Source organism: Bacteroides oleiciplenus YIT 12058 (assembly GCF_000315485.1).
GTDB lineage: Bacteria > Bacteroidota > Bacteroidia > Bacteroidales > Bacteroidaceae > Bacteroides > Bacteroides oleiciplenus.
This window is the reverse complement of the sequence record NZ_JH992941.1, coordinates 507582-525007: the sequence shown is the minus strand read 5'-3', so window position 1 is coordinate 525007 and position 17426 is coordinate 507582. Positions and strand designations below refer to the sequence as shown.

The window sequence follows — 17426 nt, the reverse complement described above, 5'->3', positions numbered from 1 at the left end:
TATGAGAATGAAAGGATTGAAGGAAGTTATCATAATCAGCTTGTTGCTTGTGTGGAGATGCTCTGCGGGTATGGCTCAGGAATATGATATAAACCCGCCCGGAGTGGTGATACACAATGCACCGGCAATCACCCATGAATATGTCGGCTCACCGAGTATCGTTATTATGCCGGACGGCACTTATATAGCTTCGCATGATTACTTTGGTAAAAAACTGTCAGATACGTATGTCTATATATCCAAAGACCATGGAAACACCTGGGAACGGATAGCGGAGCTAAAACTCCTGACCTGGGCTACGTTGTTTAACCGTGGCGAAGAATTATATCTGATAGGTATCAAGCCCAGGGAAACGATCGGATACGGTGACTTTGTAGTCCGTAAGTCATTGGATTACGGGCGTACATGGACAGACCCCAAAGACGAAAAGTCCGGTCTTATTCGCCGTGGCTTTTATCATTGCGCACCCGTTCCGGTGGTTCGTCATAAAGGGAAGTACTGGCGTGCGATGGAGAATATGGGACAGGCCTGGGGGTGGGGACCTTTTTCTGCGTTGATGACTTCTATCTCCTGCAAGGCTGACTTGCTGGATGCGGCACAGTGGGTTTTTAGTAATGAAATCAAGTATGATTCTTCCTGGAAAGAAGGGGCTACGGCATGGCTGGAAGGCAATGCCGTAGTCACTCCCAAAGGGGAAGTGAAGGATATTCTGCGGGTAGCTTATAACCCGGATGATTTGGCTGCGATGGTTTCGGTTTCAGCAGACGGGAGGACGATGACATTTGATCCTCTAACAGACTTTATAAGATTGCCGGGTGCTTCAAAGAAGTTCACCATTCGTTACGATAAGAAAAGCAGGAAGTACTGGACGTTATCTAACTTTGTATTACAGAAAGATCGTTCCGGGGCAGACAATGGAGGGATACGTAATACACAGGTGCTGATGTACTCAAACGACCTGAAGGAATGGTGCATTAAAGATACTTTACTGACGTGCGGACATCCGGAGCTGTATGGCTTTCAATATGTTGACTGGCAATTTGATGGAGAGGATATCATTTTCGTCTCCCGCACGGCGTGGAGGGATAAAACGGGAAATCCACCGAGACAACATGATGCCAATTACCTGACTTTCCATCGTATTCATGATTTTCGTGCTTTGAAGAGGAAACCGGCAATTCATAGTTCGTATAAGAGTCATATCCCGGATCAATTGGAACCTTTTCGGTTGAGTCAGGTCAGACTGCTTCCAAGCCCTTTTAAACATGCTCAGCAATTAGATGCCAAATGGCTGTTAAGCCTTGACCCTGACCGTTTGTTGCATAGGTTTCATAAGAATGCGGGGTTACCGCCTAAAGGAGAAAATTATGGCGGCTGGGAAGAACATAGGGGAGGTGGAAGAGGCTTAGGGCATTATATGTCTGCATGCGCCATGATGTGGGCATCGACGGGGGAACCAGAGTTCAAACAACGGACAGACTATGTTATCAACGAGCTGGAAAGATGTCAGAAAGCAAGAGGAACCGGTTATATTGGCAGTGTTGAGGATAGCATTTGGACACAAGTCGGCAGGGGAGATATCCGTTCTACCGGATTTGACCTGAACGGGGGAATAGTGCCTTGGTTTATTCTCCATAAGTTATTTGCGGGACTTTATGACATCTATATCTATACGGGAAATGAGAAGGCAAAGACCGTTCTTGTGAATTTGTGCGACTGGGCATATCGCCAGTTCGGAAATCTGAACGATGAGCAATGGCAGAAAATGCTGGCTTGCGAACATGGCGGGATGCTGGAGGTATTGGCTAATGTTTATTCTATTGTTGGTGATAAGAAGTATCTTGATATGAGCCATTGGTTCGACCATAAGCAATTTTTCTCTCCCCTTTCTCATCAAGTGGATTCTTTGGCTGGTTTACATGCCAATACTCAGATTCCGAAGGTCGTAGGGTTGGAAAGGAGACATCAGCTTACTCATAGTGAAGAAGACAAAGTCAAATCCCACTTCTTTTGGGAGACTGTAGTGAAGAATCATACTTACTGCATAGGTGGAAATGGAGATGGTGAACACTTCGGGCCTAAAGGAATACTGTCCAATCGGTTGAGTGACAGGACTGCGGAAACATGTAACACTTATAATATGCTGAAGCTGACCAAGATGCTTCTCGCTGAAACGGGCGATACGAAATACGGGGATTATTATGAGAAAGCTTTGTATAATCACATTCTGGCATCGCAAAACCCGGAAACCGGAATGACTACTTACTATGTTCCGCTGGTGGCAGGTGGTAAGAAGGGGTATAGCAGTGCATTCGAAACATTTACCTGTTGCGTGGGAACGGGTTTTGAGAACCATGCCCGCTATGGAGAAGCTATTTACTTTAAGGGACGGAAAAACAATTTGCTGGTGAATCTCTATATACCGTCAGCCTTGACATGGGAAGAAACTGGGATAACCATCAGGCAGGAGGGAGCTTATGAGAAAAACGGGAAGGTAAAGTTTACAATAAACTCATCCAAGCCTAAGAAGGCATCTTTGTTTTTTAGAATGCCTTACTGGACAACCGCGAAAACGGAAGTGAAAGTAAATGGAAGAAAGATTGATAATCCGGTCATTCCGGGAATGTATCTTGAGATTACCGGAGAATGGAAGAAAAACGACATCATTGAAATCCATTTTGATATGCCTGTATACACTGAACCTACTCCCGATAACCCGAATAGGTTGGCAATAAAGTATGGTCCTTTGGTACTGGCTGGTAAATTGGGAAACAAAAAGATAGATCCGGTGAAAGATATACCGGTTTTGATTGTTGATGATAAGCCGGTGAACGAGTGGGTAAGCAGAATCTCTCAGGACAGTGTCTTGTTCAGAACTCAGAATATAGGAGAATTGTCTGATATTACTTTAGCTCCTTTTTATACTTTGTATAACGAACGATATATCGTATATTTCGATGTTTTTGATACAGCAGGTTGGGAGAAAAGGAAACAGGCATACCGGAACTATCTTCGGGAACAGGAAGAGTTGAAGAAGAGAACGGTTGACTTCATACAGTTAGGTGAAATGGAACCGGAAAGGGAACATAACCTGCGGGGAAAAGATACGGCTGTGGGTGAGCTTATAGGACGTAAATTCCGGCTCAGCTGGAATAACGGTTGGTTTGCTTTCGATATGAAGGTCATAGATAATACTCCTTTGCAATTGGTCTCAACCTATTGCGGAAGTGATGGGGAATCTTGCTCTTTTGACATTTATGTGGACGGCAGGCTTCTGAAAACAATCACTTTGAAAGCTCAGCGTTCGGAAGAGCTTTATGATATGAAAATAGATATTCCTCTTGAATATACTTCGGAAAAAGACAAGGTCAGTGTTTCTTTTCAATCTCATAAGGAAAAGATGATAGGAAGAATCTTTGGTGTCCGAATTGTAAAAACAGAATAATTTGTCGTTAGAGTTATATCAGGTGGAATGTGATCTGTCTGATATAACTGTTTGGGTAGCATTTATTGTATTTCTAAATGATAATTGGATAAAATTGGATTAAAAATAGCGATTATTGTAATCGTGTTTTTCTGTTTTGCCCTATTTTTGCATCGGATGTCGAGGGCTGTTGTCATTGCATCGAGTTATGTAAACCTAAAAATAATACTATCCTTATGAAGAGAATCATTCATTTTATCCTAATCTCCTTATTGCTAATTCCCAGCTGTGTTGTGCAGGCATCTCATCAACCCGAGTTTTCTACTGCCGGTTTCTTCCAACTGCCCAATTCCGGGCGTGAAGTGTTTTCCATGAATCCTGCTTGGCGCTTTTACAAAGGAGCGGTTGAGGGTGCTGAGGCCACGAACTTTGATGATGCGGAATGGACGGTAGTCTCCCTTCCCAATGGCATTGAATATCTGCCTACGGAAGCCAGTGGCTGCATCAACTATCAGGGAGAAGTCTGGTATCGCAAGCACTTCACCCCCGCAGATGCTTTGAAAGGGAAGAAACTCTTCCTGCACTTCGAAGCCATCATGGGAAAGAGTAAGGTATTTGTCAACGGGAAGTTGCTGACCGAACACTTTGGCGGTTATCTGCCTGTGGTGGTCGATATCTCTGACGTATTGAACTGGGGAGAGGACAATGTGATAGCCGTGTGGGCGGATAACAGCGATGATAAGACCTATCCCCCCGGAAAGGCGCAGGATGTGCTCGACTTTACCTATTTCGGCGGTATCTATCGTGATTGCTGGTTGATAGCACATAATCCGGTCTTTATCACTGACCCGAACTTTGAGAACGAAGTAGCAGGCGGTGGCTTGTTTGTGGCCTATGATAAGGTGTCGGATGCCTCAGCCGAAGTGTTACTGAAAGCGCATGTGCGCAATGACAGCCGCAAAGCCTTTACGGGCGTTGTGGAATATGAGTTGCAGCAGCCGGATGGTACACAGGTTGCGTTTCTGAATGATAAGATACAGGTACGTCCGGGGAAAGCCTTTACCTCGAAAGATAAAATCACGGTGAAGAACCCGATGCTGTGGAGTCCGGAAACTCCCACCTTATATAATCTGATAGTACGCATCCGCGACCGCGAAGGCAATGTGGTGGACGGTTATCGCCGCCGTATCGGTATCCGTAGCGTAGAGTTTAAGGGCAAGGATGGTTTCTGGCTGAATGGCAAACCTTATGAAAGCCCGTTGATCGGTGCTAACCGCCATCAGGATTTTGCGGTGGTAGGCAATGCCGTTGCTAACAGTATTCATTGGCGTGATGCGAAGAAACTGCGTGATGCCGGAATGAAAGTAATCCGTAACGCCCATTGTCCGCAAGACCCGGCATTTATGGATGCATGCGACGAGCTTGGGCTGTTTGTAATTGTCAATACGCCGGGCTGGCAGTTTTGGAATGACGCTCCCGAATTTGCGCAACGTGTATATAGCGATATCCGTAATCTTGTGCGGCGCGACCGTAACCATGCTTGTGTGTGGATGTGGGAACCTATCCTCAATGAAACCTGGTATCCGGAAGACTTCGCCAAGAACACCCGTGATATTGTAGACCAGGAATATCCTTACCCATATTGCTATTCCGGTTGCGATAGCGGTGCACGCGGGCGCGAACATTTTCCTATACTTTTCACTCATCCCTCTTACGATGGCAAGTCGTGGGGGGATAAGGATGCTGACCCAAAGATAACCTATTTCACCCGTGAATGGGGTGATAATGTAGACGACTGGAGTTCGCATAACTCTCCCAGCCGCGTAGCCCGCAATTGGGGCGAACAACCTATGCTTATCCAGGCACAACATTATGCAAACCCTACTTATACATTCACCTGTTACGATGCTCTTTATCGTACTCCCCGCCAACATGTGGGCGGCTGTCTGTGGCATTCGTTCGACCATCAGCGTGGCTATCATCCCGATCCATTTTATGGCGGGCTGATGGATGTATTTCGCCAGCCCAAGTATTCTTACTATATGTTCAAGGCCCAGCGTTCGCCCCAGAAAGAGGAACGGCTTTTTGAAACCGGCCCGATGGTTTATATTGCTCATGAGATGACACCATTCTCCAGTAAGGATGTGACTGTTTACTTTAATTGTGACGAAGTGCGCCTCACTTTCCTGAAGGATGGAAAGACTTATACTTATAATAAACCGGTAGTTAAAGAAGGTATGCCTTCGCCTGTTATCACTTTCCCCGATGTCTACGATTTCATGACTGATAAAGCAATGTCACGTAAGAAAAAGCAGGATGAAGTATTCCTGCGGGCAGAAGGCTTGATAGACGGTAAAGTGGTTGCTACGCACGAAGTGCATCCCGCCCGTCGTCCGGAAAAAGTATTGCTTTGGGTTGACAATGAGAATGTGAACCTGAAAGCTGATGGCTCCGATTTTGTCACTGTAGTAGCTGCCATAGCCGATAAGAACGGAAATATCAAACGCCTGAACAACTACTATGTGAAGTTCCATGTGGAAGGTGAAGGGCGTATTCTGGGTGATGCCGGAATATTGGCAAATCCCGCTCCGGTAAGGTGGGGGACGGCTCCGGTGCTGATACAGTCCACTTTGAAGCCGGGGAAGATAAAGATAACGGCGAGCGTGTTGTTCGAAGGTTCGCAAATGCCTGTAAGTGCTGTTTTGGAGTTGGAAAGCTATTCTGCCGCCCATCCGTTGGTTTATTCGGAGAAAGATGCAGCGCTGATCGCCGGTTCATCTTCTTTGCAATCTACCGGAATATCTGCAAAATCGGCTGCGGAGTTGGAACAGGAACAGCTTCTGAAAGAGCAGAATGCTCAAAGACTGAAGGAGGTGGAGCAGCAACAAGAGGATTTCGGTGAGAAGAGTAAGTGACTGAATAATTAATTTAGAAAACATATTAAACATGAAATATATAGGTATGACATTAGGAACAGGCCTGTTGGCTGCTGTTTCTTTGTGTGGTAATGCGGCAAACGAGAATTCCAAACCTAACATAATCTTCATTCTCTGCGATGACATGGGATACGGGGATTTAGGATGTTACGGACAGAAATATATCCAAACACCTAATATAGACCGTATGGCAGCCGAAGGCATGCTGTTTACTCAGGCTTATGCCGGTAGTCCGGTGAGTGCTCCCTCCCGTGCTTCGCTGATGACGGGGCAACATACAGGGCACACTCATGTGCGTGGAAACAAAGAGTATTGGAAGGGAGTTCCTACTGTAAAGTATGGAATTAATGATGAATTTACCGTTGTCGGTCAGGAACCATACGATGCAAATCATATCATTCTTCCTGAGATTATGAAAAAGAACGGTTATACAACGGGAGTATTCGGCAAATGGGCAGGTGGCTATGAAGGCTCTTGTTCCACGCCGGATAATCGGGGGATTGATGAATTCTATGGCTATATATGCCAGTTTCAAGCTCATTTATATTACCCTAACTTTCTGAACAGATACAGTACGCAGGAAGGAGATACAGGAGTTGTACGTATTCTGTTGGAGGATAATATCAACTATCCGATGTTTGGCGATGATTACAGGAAACGTACACAATATTCGGCCGACCTGATTCACCGTAAAGCGCTGGAGTGGCTGGACGAACAGGATGGCAACCAACCTTTCTATGGCTTCTTCACCTATACCTTGCCGCATGCAGAACTTGTACAGCCGAATGATTCCATCTTGAAAGGTTATAAGAAAAAGTTCTTTAGAGATAAAACCTGGGGAGGGGTTGAAGGTGGTCGCTATAATGCCACAGAACATACCCATGCACAGTTTGCCGGTATGATTACCCGTTTGGATTATTACGTGGGCGAAGTTATGGAAAAATTAAAAGAAAAAGGACTGGACAAGAACACCATCGTCATTTTCAGCAGCGACAACGGACCTCACGAAGAGGGCGGAGCAGACCCGGAATTCTTCGGACGGGATGGAAAACTGCGTGGTCTGAAACGACAGTGTTATGAAGGTGGCATCCGGATTCCTTTCATTGTGCGCTGGCCGGAACGTATCTCCGCTGGTTCGGTAAACGACCACCAGTTAGCATTCTATGATGTCATGCCTACATTCTGCGAATTAATGGGTGACAAGGGATTCCCGAAGAAGTATATCAATAAGAAATTAGAGGGGGATTGTTTCGATGGCCTCTCTTTTGCCCCTACCTTATTAGGCAATGCCGGCAAACAGCAGAAACATGATTTCCTATATTGGGAATTCCACGAAACCGACCAGATGGCTGTTCGTATGGGGGACTGGAAATTGGTAGTTAAGAAAGGTAAGCCTCATCTGTACGACCTTGCAAAGGATATTCACGAAGATAACGATATAGCGACGCAACATCCGGATATTGTGAAACAGATGCTCAATGTTATCCGGCAGGAACACAGACCCAATGATATGTTTCCAGTTACATTGCCGGAGTATGCCTCATATTAACACGGAAATTGTAGTGCCTTTATAACTATCTGAAAACCTGATTAATGAGTGATGTAATTACTGCTATTACTTTGCCAATATTTTGCCACCGTGTTGGCAAACTTTTGCCATCGCAGTGGCAAAGTTTTGCCAAGCCTATGGCAAAGTCTTGCCACTGCAATGGCAAGGATAAGGATATGGTGATATCATAATTGTCCCAAAGCCTTTCAAGAATGTTCCTCTTTGTATTGCGTCGGCGAGCATCCCATATATTGTTTGAACACCGTACTGAAATAGCGCGATGTAGAAAAGCCTGTCTGGTCCGCTATTTCATTTATGCTGAGGGCGCTATGCGTAAGTAGCCACGCTGCTCGTTCCACCCGGAGTTTGGTTATGTAATCGTTGGCTCCCATGCCTGTCACTGCTTTCAACTTATTGTAGAGCGAAGCGCGGCTGATGCCCAGTTCCGTACACAGGAAAGGAACTCCCATCTGTGGATTGTCCAGATTCTCGGAGATTGATTTATTCAGTCGTTTCAGGAACTTTTCGTCTGCCGGACTGAACGTGCTTTCTTGTGGCTGAGGCAATGGTCCAGCTTCCGCATAGCGTGTCCGCATCCGTTCGCGATTCTTCAGCTGGCTTTGAATGATGGTGTAAAGTATGCTGACCTCGAAAGGCTTTGTCAGATAGGCATCGGCTCCATTCTTGTAACCGAAAATCTGACTTTCTTCATCATTGCGGGCAGTGAGCAGGATGATAGGGATATGGCTGATTTCCAAGTCTTCTTTGATATGCTTGCATAGCTCATATCCATTCATGCGGGGCATCTGTATGTCGCTGACAACTATATCCGGATATGATTCCCGGCAGATGCGCAGTGCTTCTTCGCCATCGTAAGCCACCCATATCTTCTTGAACTTGGTTTTAAGGGCTTCGGACAGGTAATCTGTCAAGTCCTTATTGTCATCTACTATGAGTAGGGTGTCGTTCATGGTTTCTTCTTTGGTAGATGTTTCTTCCGGAATACTTTCTACTTCCTGGGTGGGAGCTAACAGTTCATTCAGGTAAGGCTGGGGTTGCAGGGTTACTTTTCCGGGCTGTACGTTGCGGGGTAACTCGAACCAGAAGGTAGCTCCGGACACACTTCCGTGGTCATAAGCACCGATGCTTCCGCCGTGTTGTTCGGCAAGAATCTTGGAATAAGAAAGACCGATACCTGTGCCTGGGCGACTGTTGTTGCCTTGATAGAACCGGGTGAAGAGATTGTTTATATCTATGTCTTTTAAGCCGGGACCCTCATCGGCAACAGAGATGCGTACACCGTTCCCGTCCTCCGACAAGCTTACAGATACACTGATTTGTCCATTCTCCGGACTGTATTTCAGTGCGTTGATAAGCAAATTCGTCAGGATGGTGGTGCATTTCTCTTTATCAAAGCAAAGGGTGTTTACTTCCTTGTCCGGACAGTAAACAATGGAAATCCCTTTCATTGTTGCTTCCGGCCGGAAGTCATCAATGAGTTGTTCAACCCACGGGTTCAATTCTACGTTCTCCACATTCAGTGTGCTTTGTCCCACTTCCATTTTCCGCACATTCAGCACCATGTTCAGAAGTGCTTTCATGCGTCCTGACTGCTTGCTGATACTTTGTATGATGGGATATTTCTCATCTTCCGGCGATAAGGTTGCCAAGAGTTGCTTTAGTGGAGCATGTATCAGGGTCAACGGAGTGCGCAACTCATGATTGATATTGATAAGAAAGCGTACTTTTTCTTCGTATACCTGTTGTTCGTGCTCTTTCATTGCCCATTTCAGCTTGTTTTCTTTGCGGCGTAGCAGTGAGAAGAACCCCAATACAATGCCAGAGAATACCAACAGAATGCAACCGGTTGTGAACCATCCGGATTTATACCAGGGCGGAAGCACTATCAGTTCCAGAATCTGGTAATCTTCTGTCCATCCGCCACCGCGGGTGCTGCACGCTGCCAGCACTTGGTACGTCCTTGCCGACAAACCGCTGAGTGTCAGTTCCGGCTGATAAGAGTAGATGACTTGCCCTTCCATCCCTTGCAGGGTGTAGCGGTACATGGGCTTGCGGAAGATGTCCTTATCGTGGGCAATAATCTTTATGGATATAGGTTTGCTTTGTTCCTGTACTCTCAGACTCTGTCTGGTGTTAATCAGGGCGTTCATGCGTTCGCCGCCCACCGATACGTCGGCCAGTTCCAGAGTTGGCGGAGTTGTTGGTTCATCGGGGAGTTGCTTGTTGATGCAAAGTAAGCCATTGACACCACCCATATAAATATCACCTTGAGCGGACAATAGTCGTGGCTTTTCCAGATACTCATTCAGAACCACTCCGTCTGATTCTCCATAGAGGATAAACTCTCCTTCATGAATAAGGTGGGCAAACAGCTTTCCGTCGGCTCCCAGCCATACGCGTCCCCGCTTATCGCAAATCAGCGAGTTGATTTCATTAATCAGATTGTTGGGAATGTCAGTATGCTCGTGCTTTTCGATGGAGTAGCGGCTGAGCCCGTAATTGCTTCCTATCCAGAAAATGCCGCTTTCATCGATGGATATGGAGTTGAATATCGTATCTCCTTTACACTCGAATATGGTTTCCAATTCATTTTTCCGTGAATCTATCCGGTAGATATGTTTAAAGTCGTGCAGGTAGGAAATGGGACCTTTGCTTTCTATCGGCAACATGGTGCCGACTATTTCTTTAGTATGTTTATCCAGTGGGATAGGAGTGAATTCCTTCTTGCTTATGTGATAACTGTAAGGCGATTCGGATAGCAGTAATATGGTTTCCGGTGTATTTTGGAATACATTTACGGTTTTTCCACGTTTGCACATAAGTTCGTTGATGCTATCGTTCACGATAATAAGCGGTTGATAGTTTCCTTTTTTCCTGTCGAAGAAGAAGATGCCTTTGCTGAATAAGGATACTAATAAACGTTCTTTATCCACTCCTGCGATAGAAGATACTTTATCTCCCCACGTAGACATGATATGATGGAATTTCTTGGTTGCGGGATGTAAGCGATTGATTCCACCGCCATCTGTTCCAATCCAGATTTCATCGTCTTTGTCTTGATAGATGCATAAGGTTGATTTCTCACTTAATCCGTATTCCGTACCGGGCAAGGCGTCCGAGTAAATCTTCATCCCTACTTCCTTAATGCTAATCAATCCTCCGCGCACGCTGCCTGCCCACATACTATTGTTAGCGTCAGCGTACAGATAAAGAATGGAATTGACCGGAAAGGAGTAAGGATCGCCGGGGGTATGGGACAGGACGGACATTGTGTCGTCTTCCGGATTTAAGATATAAATACCTGCACCATCTGTTCCAATCCAGATTTTCCCGTCATTCTCGGCCAGTGAGAGCACGACGTTGGTTTGCAAAGGGGAGTTCCCGCTGTGGTAGGAGTGCAGAAGTTTGCCATTCCGGTCGTAGCACTTCACCCCTTGATGATAAGGAGCTATCCATATATTTCCATCCTTGTCTATAAGAATAGAGATTAGTTCGTTACTCTCAAAAGGTACAGGCCGCGTCTGACCGGTAGGTACATCAATGAGTAATGCGTGGTTCCAACGGTTGCTGCATATCAGGGTTCGTTCATCCCATTTCTGTAAGTTGGTAATATTGTATTTATTATTAGGTGTCAGCGGATATAAGAATTTGATTTTGTGGCTGGCATAATCATATTTATATATTCTGCCGTTGCCACCGAACAGCACACCGTCGTTCCACTGGCAGATGGAGGAGGCCGTTACGGGATTATTGTCTTCGTCACGTGCCTGCAGGAATTCATCTTCCTGATAATCGTAACGGAAAAGCCCTTTGGGGCTGATAGCCCAGATAGTATGTTCCTTATCTTCAAAGATGTGTGTGATGTTTCCGAGTAGATATTTTCTCAGTTCGTAGCCGTCAAAGCGTCCGATCCCCAACCTCGTGCCCATCCATACGTACCCTTTCTTTTGGCTCACAACCAGACAACGGACTGAAGAAGACAGACCGTTTTGCGTACTTATCTGCTGAAAAGCGTATTGTTTATTGCCGACTGCTTTATCCGGAAAGAGTAACAATAGGAACAATATCAGTGTGGTTAACATGGTTTTTCTCATGGTGCTGTGCAAAGATTGGAACAAAAATAGGCTTTTGTATCGAGCCACACAAAACAAAAGGCAGGAATCTGATGGGAAAAGACTCCAATTTTGTCTATTTTTAGCTCCAAAATTGACTATACCCTTACAGGGAGGCTGTGGTTAGTCAAATTTGGATTTAGTAATAGTGATTATTGTACCGGTGCTCCTTCTGTTTCGCTTTACATTTGCATCGAAATCAATGTTAACAATAGTCTTTACTAATTTAAATTTAATTCTATGAGACAGAAGCTATTTAATGTATTTCTAACATGTCTGCTCTGCTTGACAACTACTGCTGCCGCTCTTGCACAGCAAACTGTCAAAGTAACAGGTAAAGTGATTGACAACACCAATGAAGGTGTACCCGGTGTCAATGTACAAGTAAAAGGAGGATCGCTTGGGACGATTACCGATATTGACGGTAATTATAAGATAGATGTCCCCAACTCTAAATCAGTATTAGTTTTTTCTTTCATCGGTTATGAGAAGCAAGAGGTTGCGGTCGGTAACAAGACGGTGATAAATGTGACGATGAAGGATGACACGCAGTTGTTGGATGAAGTGGTGGTTGTGGGCTATGGTTCGGCTCGTAAAGGTGACGTTACCGGGGCATTAACCAGCTTACGTCCCGACCCGAATGATGCGGCTAAGGCTAATTCTCTTGATAATTTATTATCAGGTAAAGTAGCGGGTCTGGTGGTTAATTCAACTTCTTCGGCTGTTGGTTCCGCTTCTTCGGTTACTATTCGTGGTGCCAGTTCACTTCGTGGAGACAACCAACCGCTGTATGTGATAGATAATGTGCCGCAGGCTTCCACCGGTGAGTTCTCCTCTTCTGGTATCAGCGGTGATTTTCAGATTAATCAGGATCCACTATCATCTTTGAATCCTGCCGATATTGAGGATATTACTATTCTGAAGGATGCTTCTTCAACTGCTATCTACGGTTCGCGTGGTGCCAATGGTGTTATCTTGATTACTACCAAGAAAGGTAAGTCAGGAAAAGCCAAAGTCAATGCTTCGGCTACGTTTACTATCGCTAATACTACAAACCTGATGAATATGATCAACTTGGAAGAGTATGCCAACTATGCAAACAGCAGAATTCAGGATGATGCAGTGCCATTCCATATTGTGGGCGACCAAGTGAGATATGTATTTAATGGTTCATATGATAAGTACGACCCTAATAATCCCGAAACTTATAACATTGTGAACTACCGTAATTGGCAGAAGGAAATTTATACTTCGGCATTCTCACAAAACTATTCTTTGTCTCTGAATGGTGGTTCGGATAAGGTTACCTATTATATATCTGCCAATTTCAAGGACATTAACGGTACGGTAAAACAAACTTCTATGAAGCAGGGTGATCTGCGTGCTAATCTGAGCGCTGAAATATCAAAGGCTGTAAAGATAGACTTGTCTTTGAGTGGTGCGCTTCGTCAAAACGACATGATGGCAGGAGGTAACACATTGGGTGGCTCTACCGGGGCTATCTCACGTACGGCACTGGATTATGCTCCGTTTGAAATGCCGGAAGGTGACCCGAACTTCAATAATGAGAATAAGACGACCGTCTTCAGTTGGTTGAATGACTATGTGGACGTAACAGATGACAAAACTTTTAAAGCCAGTCTGGATCTGACATGGAAGATTAACAAATTCTTCCGTTATAATCTTCGTACCGGTGGTAATCTGAACATCAATGAGCGCAAACGCTGGTATGGTATGCAACTTTATCAAGGAATGAATAACCAAGGTTTGTTAGCATTGACCGACTTAAACAAAAATAATGTTTCCGTTGAGAATATATTGAATTACAGTACAAAGCTCAAGTCCTTCGCTACTTTGGATGCTACGGTCGGTGTTACTTATGAAGATTATAACTTTTTGAGTAAAAACACTACCGGCAACAACTTCACTTTCTTTGAAATGCGCGAAAACGGTCTTCATATGGCAGGTAACGTAAATAATGCTCAACCTATCCAGAAAGACTATCAGTTGGTTTCCTATCTGGGGCGCGCCAATCTTTCCATTCTCGATAAGTATCTGATTACCGCTTCTCTTCGTGCCGACGGTTCCAGTAAATTTGCTGAGGGTAGCCGTTGGGGATACTTCCCTTCTGCATCACTGGCATGGCGTATGGAACAGGAAGAATTTATGAAAAATATCTCTTGGTTGAGTCAGTTGAAGATTCGTGTGAGCTATGGTGTTACCGGTAACCAAAGTATCGACCCGTATTCCACTTTCTCTATGTATGGTTCTAACTCCAACCTTTATTATGCTGATGGCTCGGGCAATGCCCAGACAGCTTTTACAGTAACTAACCTGTCAAACAACAGCTTGAAGTGGGAAAAGACGGCTTCCTGGAATGGTGGTTTGGACTTTGGCTTGTTTAATTCACGCCTGAGCGGTACTCTTGATGTATATCAGAAGAAGACTACTGATTTATTGATTTCCAGAACTCTGCCGGGTTCAGCAGGCTTTGGTTCTACTTATTACAATCAGGGATCAATGAAGAATAATGGTGTCGAACTCTCTCTGAACGCACAGATTGTGGATAAGAAAGACTGGAAGTGGAGTTTGAGTGGTAACATCGGCTTCAATAAAAGCAAGATTGCCGAATTGGGACTTTTGCCATCTGACTTTGGTTTCTTGGGAGAAAATGTAGGATACTATGGTAACTCGTTAGGTGACCACTTTGGTGTGGGACACATCTTTCTGGAAGGTAAAGCACCGGGATTGTTCTTCGGATATGTGACACAGGGCATTGTACAGCCGGAAGACATCACGGACCAAGGTGTGAAATATACCAAAAAAGATGGTACGGTGGGATACTATAAAACCTTTAATAAGGTTGCTCCGGTAGCTGGTGATATTAAATTTGTAGATAGCGACGGTGATGGTGATGTGAATGTAAATGACCGCGATATTATCGGTGACCCGAATCCAGACTTTACATATGGTTTCTCTACGAGCATTTCCTGGAAAGACCTCAGCTTGTCGGCTGCATTTACTGGTGTACAGGGCAGGGATATTTTGAATACGAATAACCGTTACATCAATACTCCGGGAACCAGATCCAATAACCTGACCCGGAAAGCCTACCAGAATATGTGGACTGAAGCCAACCATTCCAATTTGTATCCGAGTTCTACATATGTTGTGCAGAACTTCGTGATGGATCGCTATGTAGAAGATGCTAGTTATCTGCGTTGTGCCGACATTACTTTAAGCTATATATTACCAAAGGTGTGGATGAAGAAGATTGGCTTCCAGAATGCTTCTGTCTATGCTTCCGTTAAAAATGCATTCACTATAACCAACTACAGCGGTTATGACCCTGATGTGAACTTCTTTGCTTTCGACGGACTTCGTCCAGGTGTAGATATGAGTTCTTATCCGACGCCGCGTTCGTTTATATTCGGCTTAAACTTGACTTTCTAATATTTAAAACATGAAGAATATGAAAAGATATAAATACTATATATTGTCTTTGGTTGCACTATGCAGCTTCTCTGCCTGCGATGCTTTGCTTGACGAAGATCCTTTATACTCTCAAAATAGTAATATTGTTTTTCAAACCGAGGATAATGCAGAATTGGCTTTGCTGGGATGTTACGGTTATATGTCATCTGGAAACGCTTATGGGCAGATGTGGCAGGAAGTTCCCATTGTAGCTTCGGGACTTGCCTGGGCACAACGTCCTGAGGACTTGAACTCACTGAATACGTTGGCTGCCAATGGTTTGATTTCCTCTGCTTGGGGAGGTATGTATAAGGTGATAGCCGAAATCAATGCTTTTCTGGAAAGTATTGATAAGAGTGGTTTGAACGAAGGCGTTAAAATCCAAAAGGGTGGTGAAGCCAAATTTCTGAGAGCACTGGCTTATTATAATCTGGTTTCCACGTTTGGCGATGTACCTTTGAAAACGGTTGCTTCCTCATCTGAAGGTATTTCTATTGCCCGTTCACCCCGTGAAGAGGTATTTGCACAAATCGTACAAGATTTGAAGGATGCCTTATCTATCTCCGAAAAATCGTCAGTGGGACGTGCCAATTCCTGGGCTGTAAAGGCTTTCCTGGGTAAGGTATATTATAAAATGGCTGCTTTGGGTATGGATGCTGCTGCCAATTGGCAGAATGCTAAAGGTATGTTTGATGCAGTGTATGGAAGCCATGTTTATGAATTGGAACCTAAGTTTGCGAACTTATTCGGTGAGTATGTGTCCAACTCTAAGGAGTCCATCTTCCAGATGAACTATTCAACGGGGAATGCAAGTGGATGTTACAACCGTGGCAGTAACCGCTTTGCCCCGCAGGCTTCTACCAGTGGTATCAACTGGAGTACGTATCGTGTGGCTAAGTTTGCTTATGACATGCACGAAGGCACTTATCCGGGAGATCCCCGTATTGATGTTAACTTCTTGACGAAATGGAGAGCCCGCAATGGTAACAATCAGACAAACCCGAAACCACAGGTAGGTTCCGCACTGTGTGCCAACGACTCTATGTATACATATCCTTACTGGAAGATTAAATTTACGGATGTGACGGTACCTGGATCGAATAATGTCAATTTGGAGATTATGGCAAAGTTGCCTTATGCAGACTTTACCAATCCGAAAAACCCAAGTATCAGCGTTCTTGAAAACTATGAGGCCACACATGGGGCATCTCCATATAATTCAACAGTTGCTAAGGCAGCCAGTGACTTTACGAAGGTGGGTAACGGTGAGAAATGGCCCTACTTTGGCAAATTGTACGATCAGGGACAGACAGGAACAATGGCTCACAAGAACTTGATGGTATATCGCTACGCTGAAATGCTACTGTTGATGGCGGATGTTTATAATGAATTGGGTGATACTCCAAAAGCTATCAGTCTGGCCAATGAAGTGCTTGCCCGTGCACGTAAGTCCGGAGTCATGTCTTCTACACAGCCGGCAGACTGGTCATCGTCTCTCACTAAAGAGCAGGTTACGGAGAAGTTGTATTTTGAACGTATCATTGAACTTTGCGGTGAACCTAACATCTATGATATGGTGCGCATCCGTGGTACGGAATACTTTAAAAAATTCTTGGAACTGAACACTACGCATGAACTGACCATACAGGGAGAGCAGAACTATACTACCAGCGTGAATAACTTTGCCGATCGTCTGCTGAACGGTGGCAACCTGACAGATGATTTCCTGAGAAAGAATCTACTACTGCCGATTCCTACCAGTGAAATCGATGCGAATCCAGGACTTTCCAATAGCGATAATAACTTCGGCTATTAATAGCTGTAGGCTTACGACCTTTTTCAATAGGCTGATATAAGCTGACATTCCGGAAGCAGACGGTACATATTGTCTGTTCTGCTTCCGGCTTTGT

The 17426-nt window shown here is 44.8% G+C and carries 6 protein-coding genes; 5 read left to right on the top strand and 1 reads right to left on the bottom strand.

Going from position 1 to position 17426, the window contains the following annotated elements:
- The first annotated feature begins 1 nt into the window (after nucleotide 1).
- From HMPREF9447_RS27775 to HMPREF9447_RS10110, 3 genes are all read left to right on the top strand, one after another.
- Complete coding sequence (locus HMPREF9447_RS27775; RefSeq protein ID WP_081589768.1) at nucleotides 2-3445, top strand: beta-L-arabinofuranosidase domain-containing protein; 3444 nt, start codon at nucleotides 2-4, stop codon at nucleotides 3443-3445.
- Between the two features lie 215 nt (nucleotides 3446-3660).
- Nucleotides 3661-6339, top strand: coding sequence for a glycoside hydrolase family 2 protein (locus HMPREF9447_RS10115; RefSeq protein ID WP_009129626.1), 2679 nt, complete (start codon nucleotides 3661-3663; stop codon nucleotides 6337-6339).
- 31 nt (nucleotides 6340-6370) lie between these two features.
- The gene (locus HMPREF9447_RS10110; RefSeq protein WP_009129625.1) at nucleotides 6371-7909 is read left to right on the top strand and encodes an arylsulfatase; all 1539 of its coding nucleotides are present in this window, start codon (nucleotides 6371-6373) and stop codon (nucleotides 7907-7909) included.
- 206 nt (nucleotides 7910-8115) lie between these two features.
- On the opposite strand, the gene HMPREF9447_RS10105 is transcribed toward HMPREF9447_RS10110, so the two are convergent.
- Nucleotides 8116-12024, bottom strand: a complete 3909-nt coding sequence (locus tag HMPREF9447_RS10105) for a hybrid sensor histidine kinase/response regulator transcription factor (RefSeq protein WP_081589767.1) — start codon at nucleotides 12022-12024, stop codon at nucleotides 8116-8118.
- 258 nt (nucleotides 12025-12282) lie between these two features.
- Here HMPREF9447_RS10105 and HMPREF9447_RS10100 point away from each other — a divergent pair, with 258 nt between their 5' ends.
- Both HMPREF9447_RS10100 and HMPREF9447_RS10095 read left to right on the top strand, forming a co-directional pair.
- Nucleotides 12283-15495 (top strand): SusC/RagA family TonB-linked outer membrane protein, encoded by a 3213-nt coding sequence (locus HMPREF9447_RS10100; protein WP_009129623.1) that lies wholly within the window; start codon nucleotides 12283-12285, stop codon nucleotides 15493-15495.
- Between the two features lie 19 nt (nucleotides 15496-15514).
- Nucleotides 15515-17332, top strand: a complete 1818-nt coding sequence (locus HMPREF9447_RS10095) for a RagB/SusD family nutrient uptake outer membrane protein (RefSeq protein ID WP_009129622.1) — start codon at nucleotides 15515-15517, stop codon at nucleotides 17330-17332.
- The last annotated feature ends 94 nt before the right edge of the window (nucleotides 17333-17426 follow it).

What these genes read in the sequence shown, in the direction of transcription:
- HMPREF9447_RS10100 (WP_009129623.1), top strand. Translation starts at nt 12,283, where the DNA reads ATGAGACAGAAGCTATTTAATGTATTTCTAACATGTCTGCTCTGCTTG.
- HMPREF9447_RS27775 (WP_081589768.1), top strand. Translation starts at nt 2, where the DNA reads ATGAGAATGAAAGGATTGAAGGAAGTTATCATAATCAGCTTGTTGCTT.
- HMPREF9447_RS10095 (WP_009129622.1), top strand. Translation starts at nt 15,515, where the DNA reads ATGAAAAGATATAAATACTATATATTGTCTTTGGTTGCACTATGCAGC.
- HMPREF9447_RS10110 (WP_009129625.1), top strand. Translation starts at nt 6,371, where the DNA reads ATGAAATATATAGGTATGACATTAGGAACAGGCCTGTTGGCTGCTGTT.
- HMPREF9447_RS10115 (WP_009129626.1), top strand. Translation starts at nt 3,661, where the DNA reads ATGAAGAGAATCATTCATTTTATCCTAATCTCCTTATTGCTAATTCCC.
- HMPREF9447_RS10105 (WP_081589767.1), bottom strand. Translation starts at nt 12,024, where the DNA reads ATGAGAAAAACCATGTTAACCACACTGATATTGTTCCTATTGTTACTC.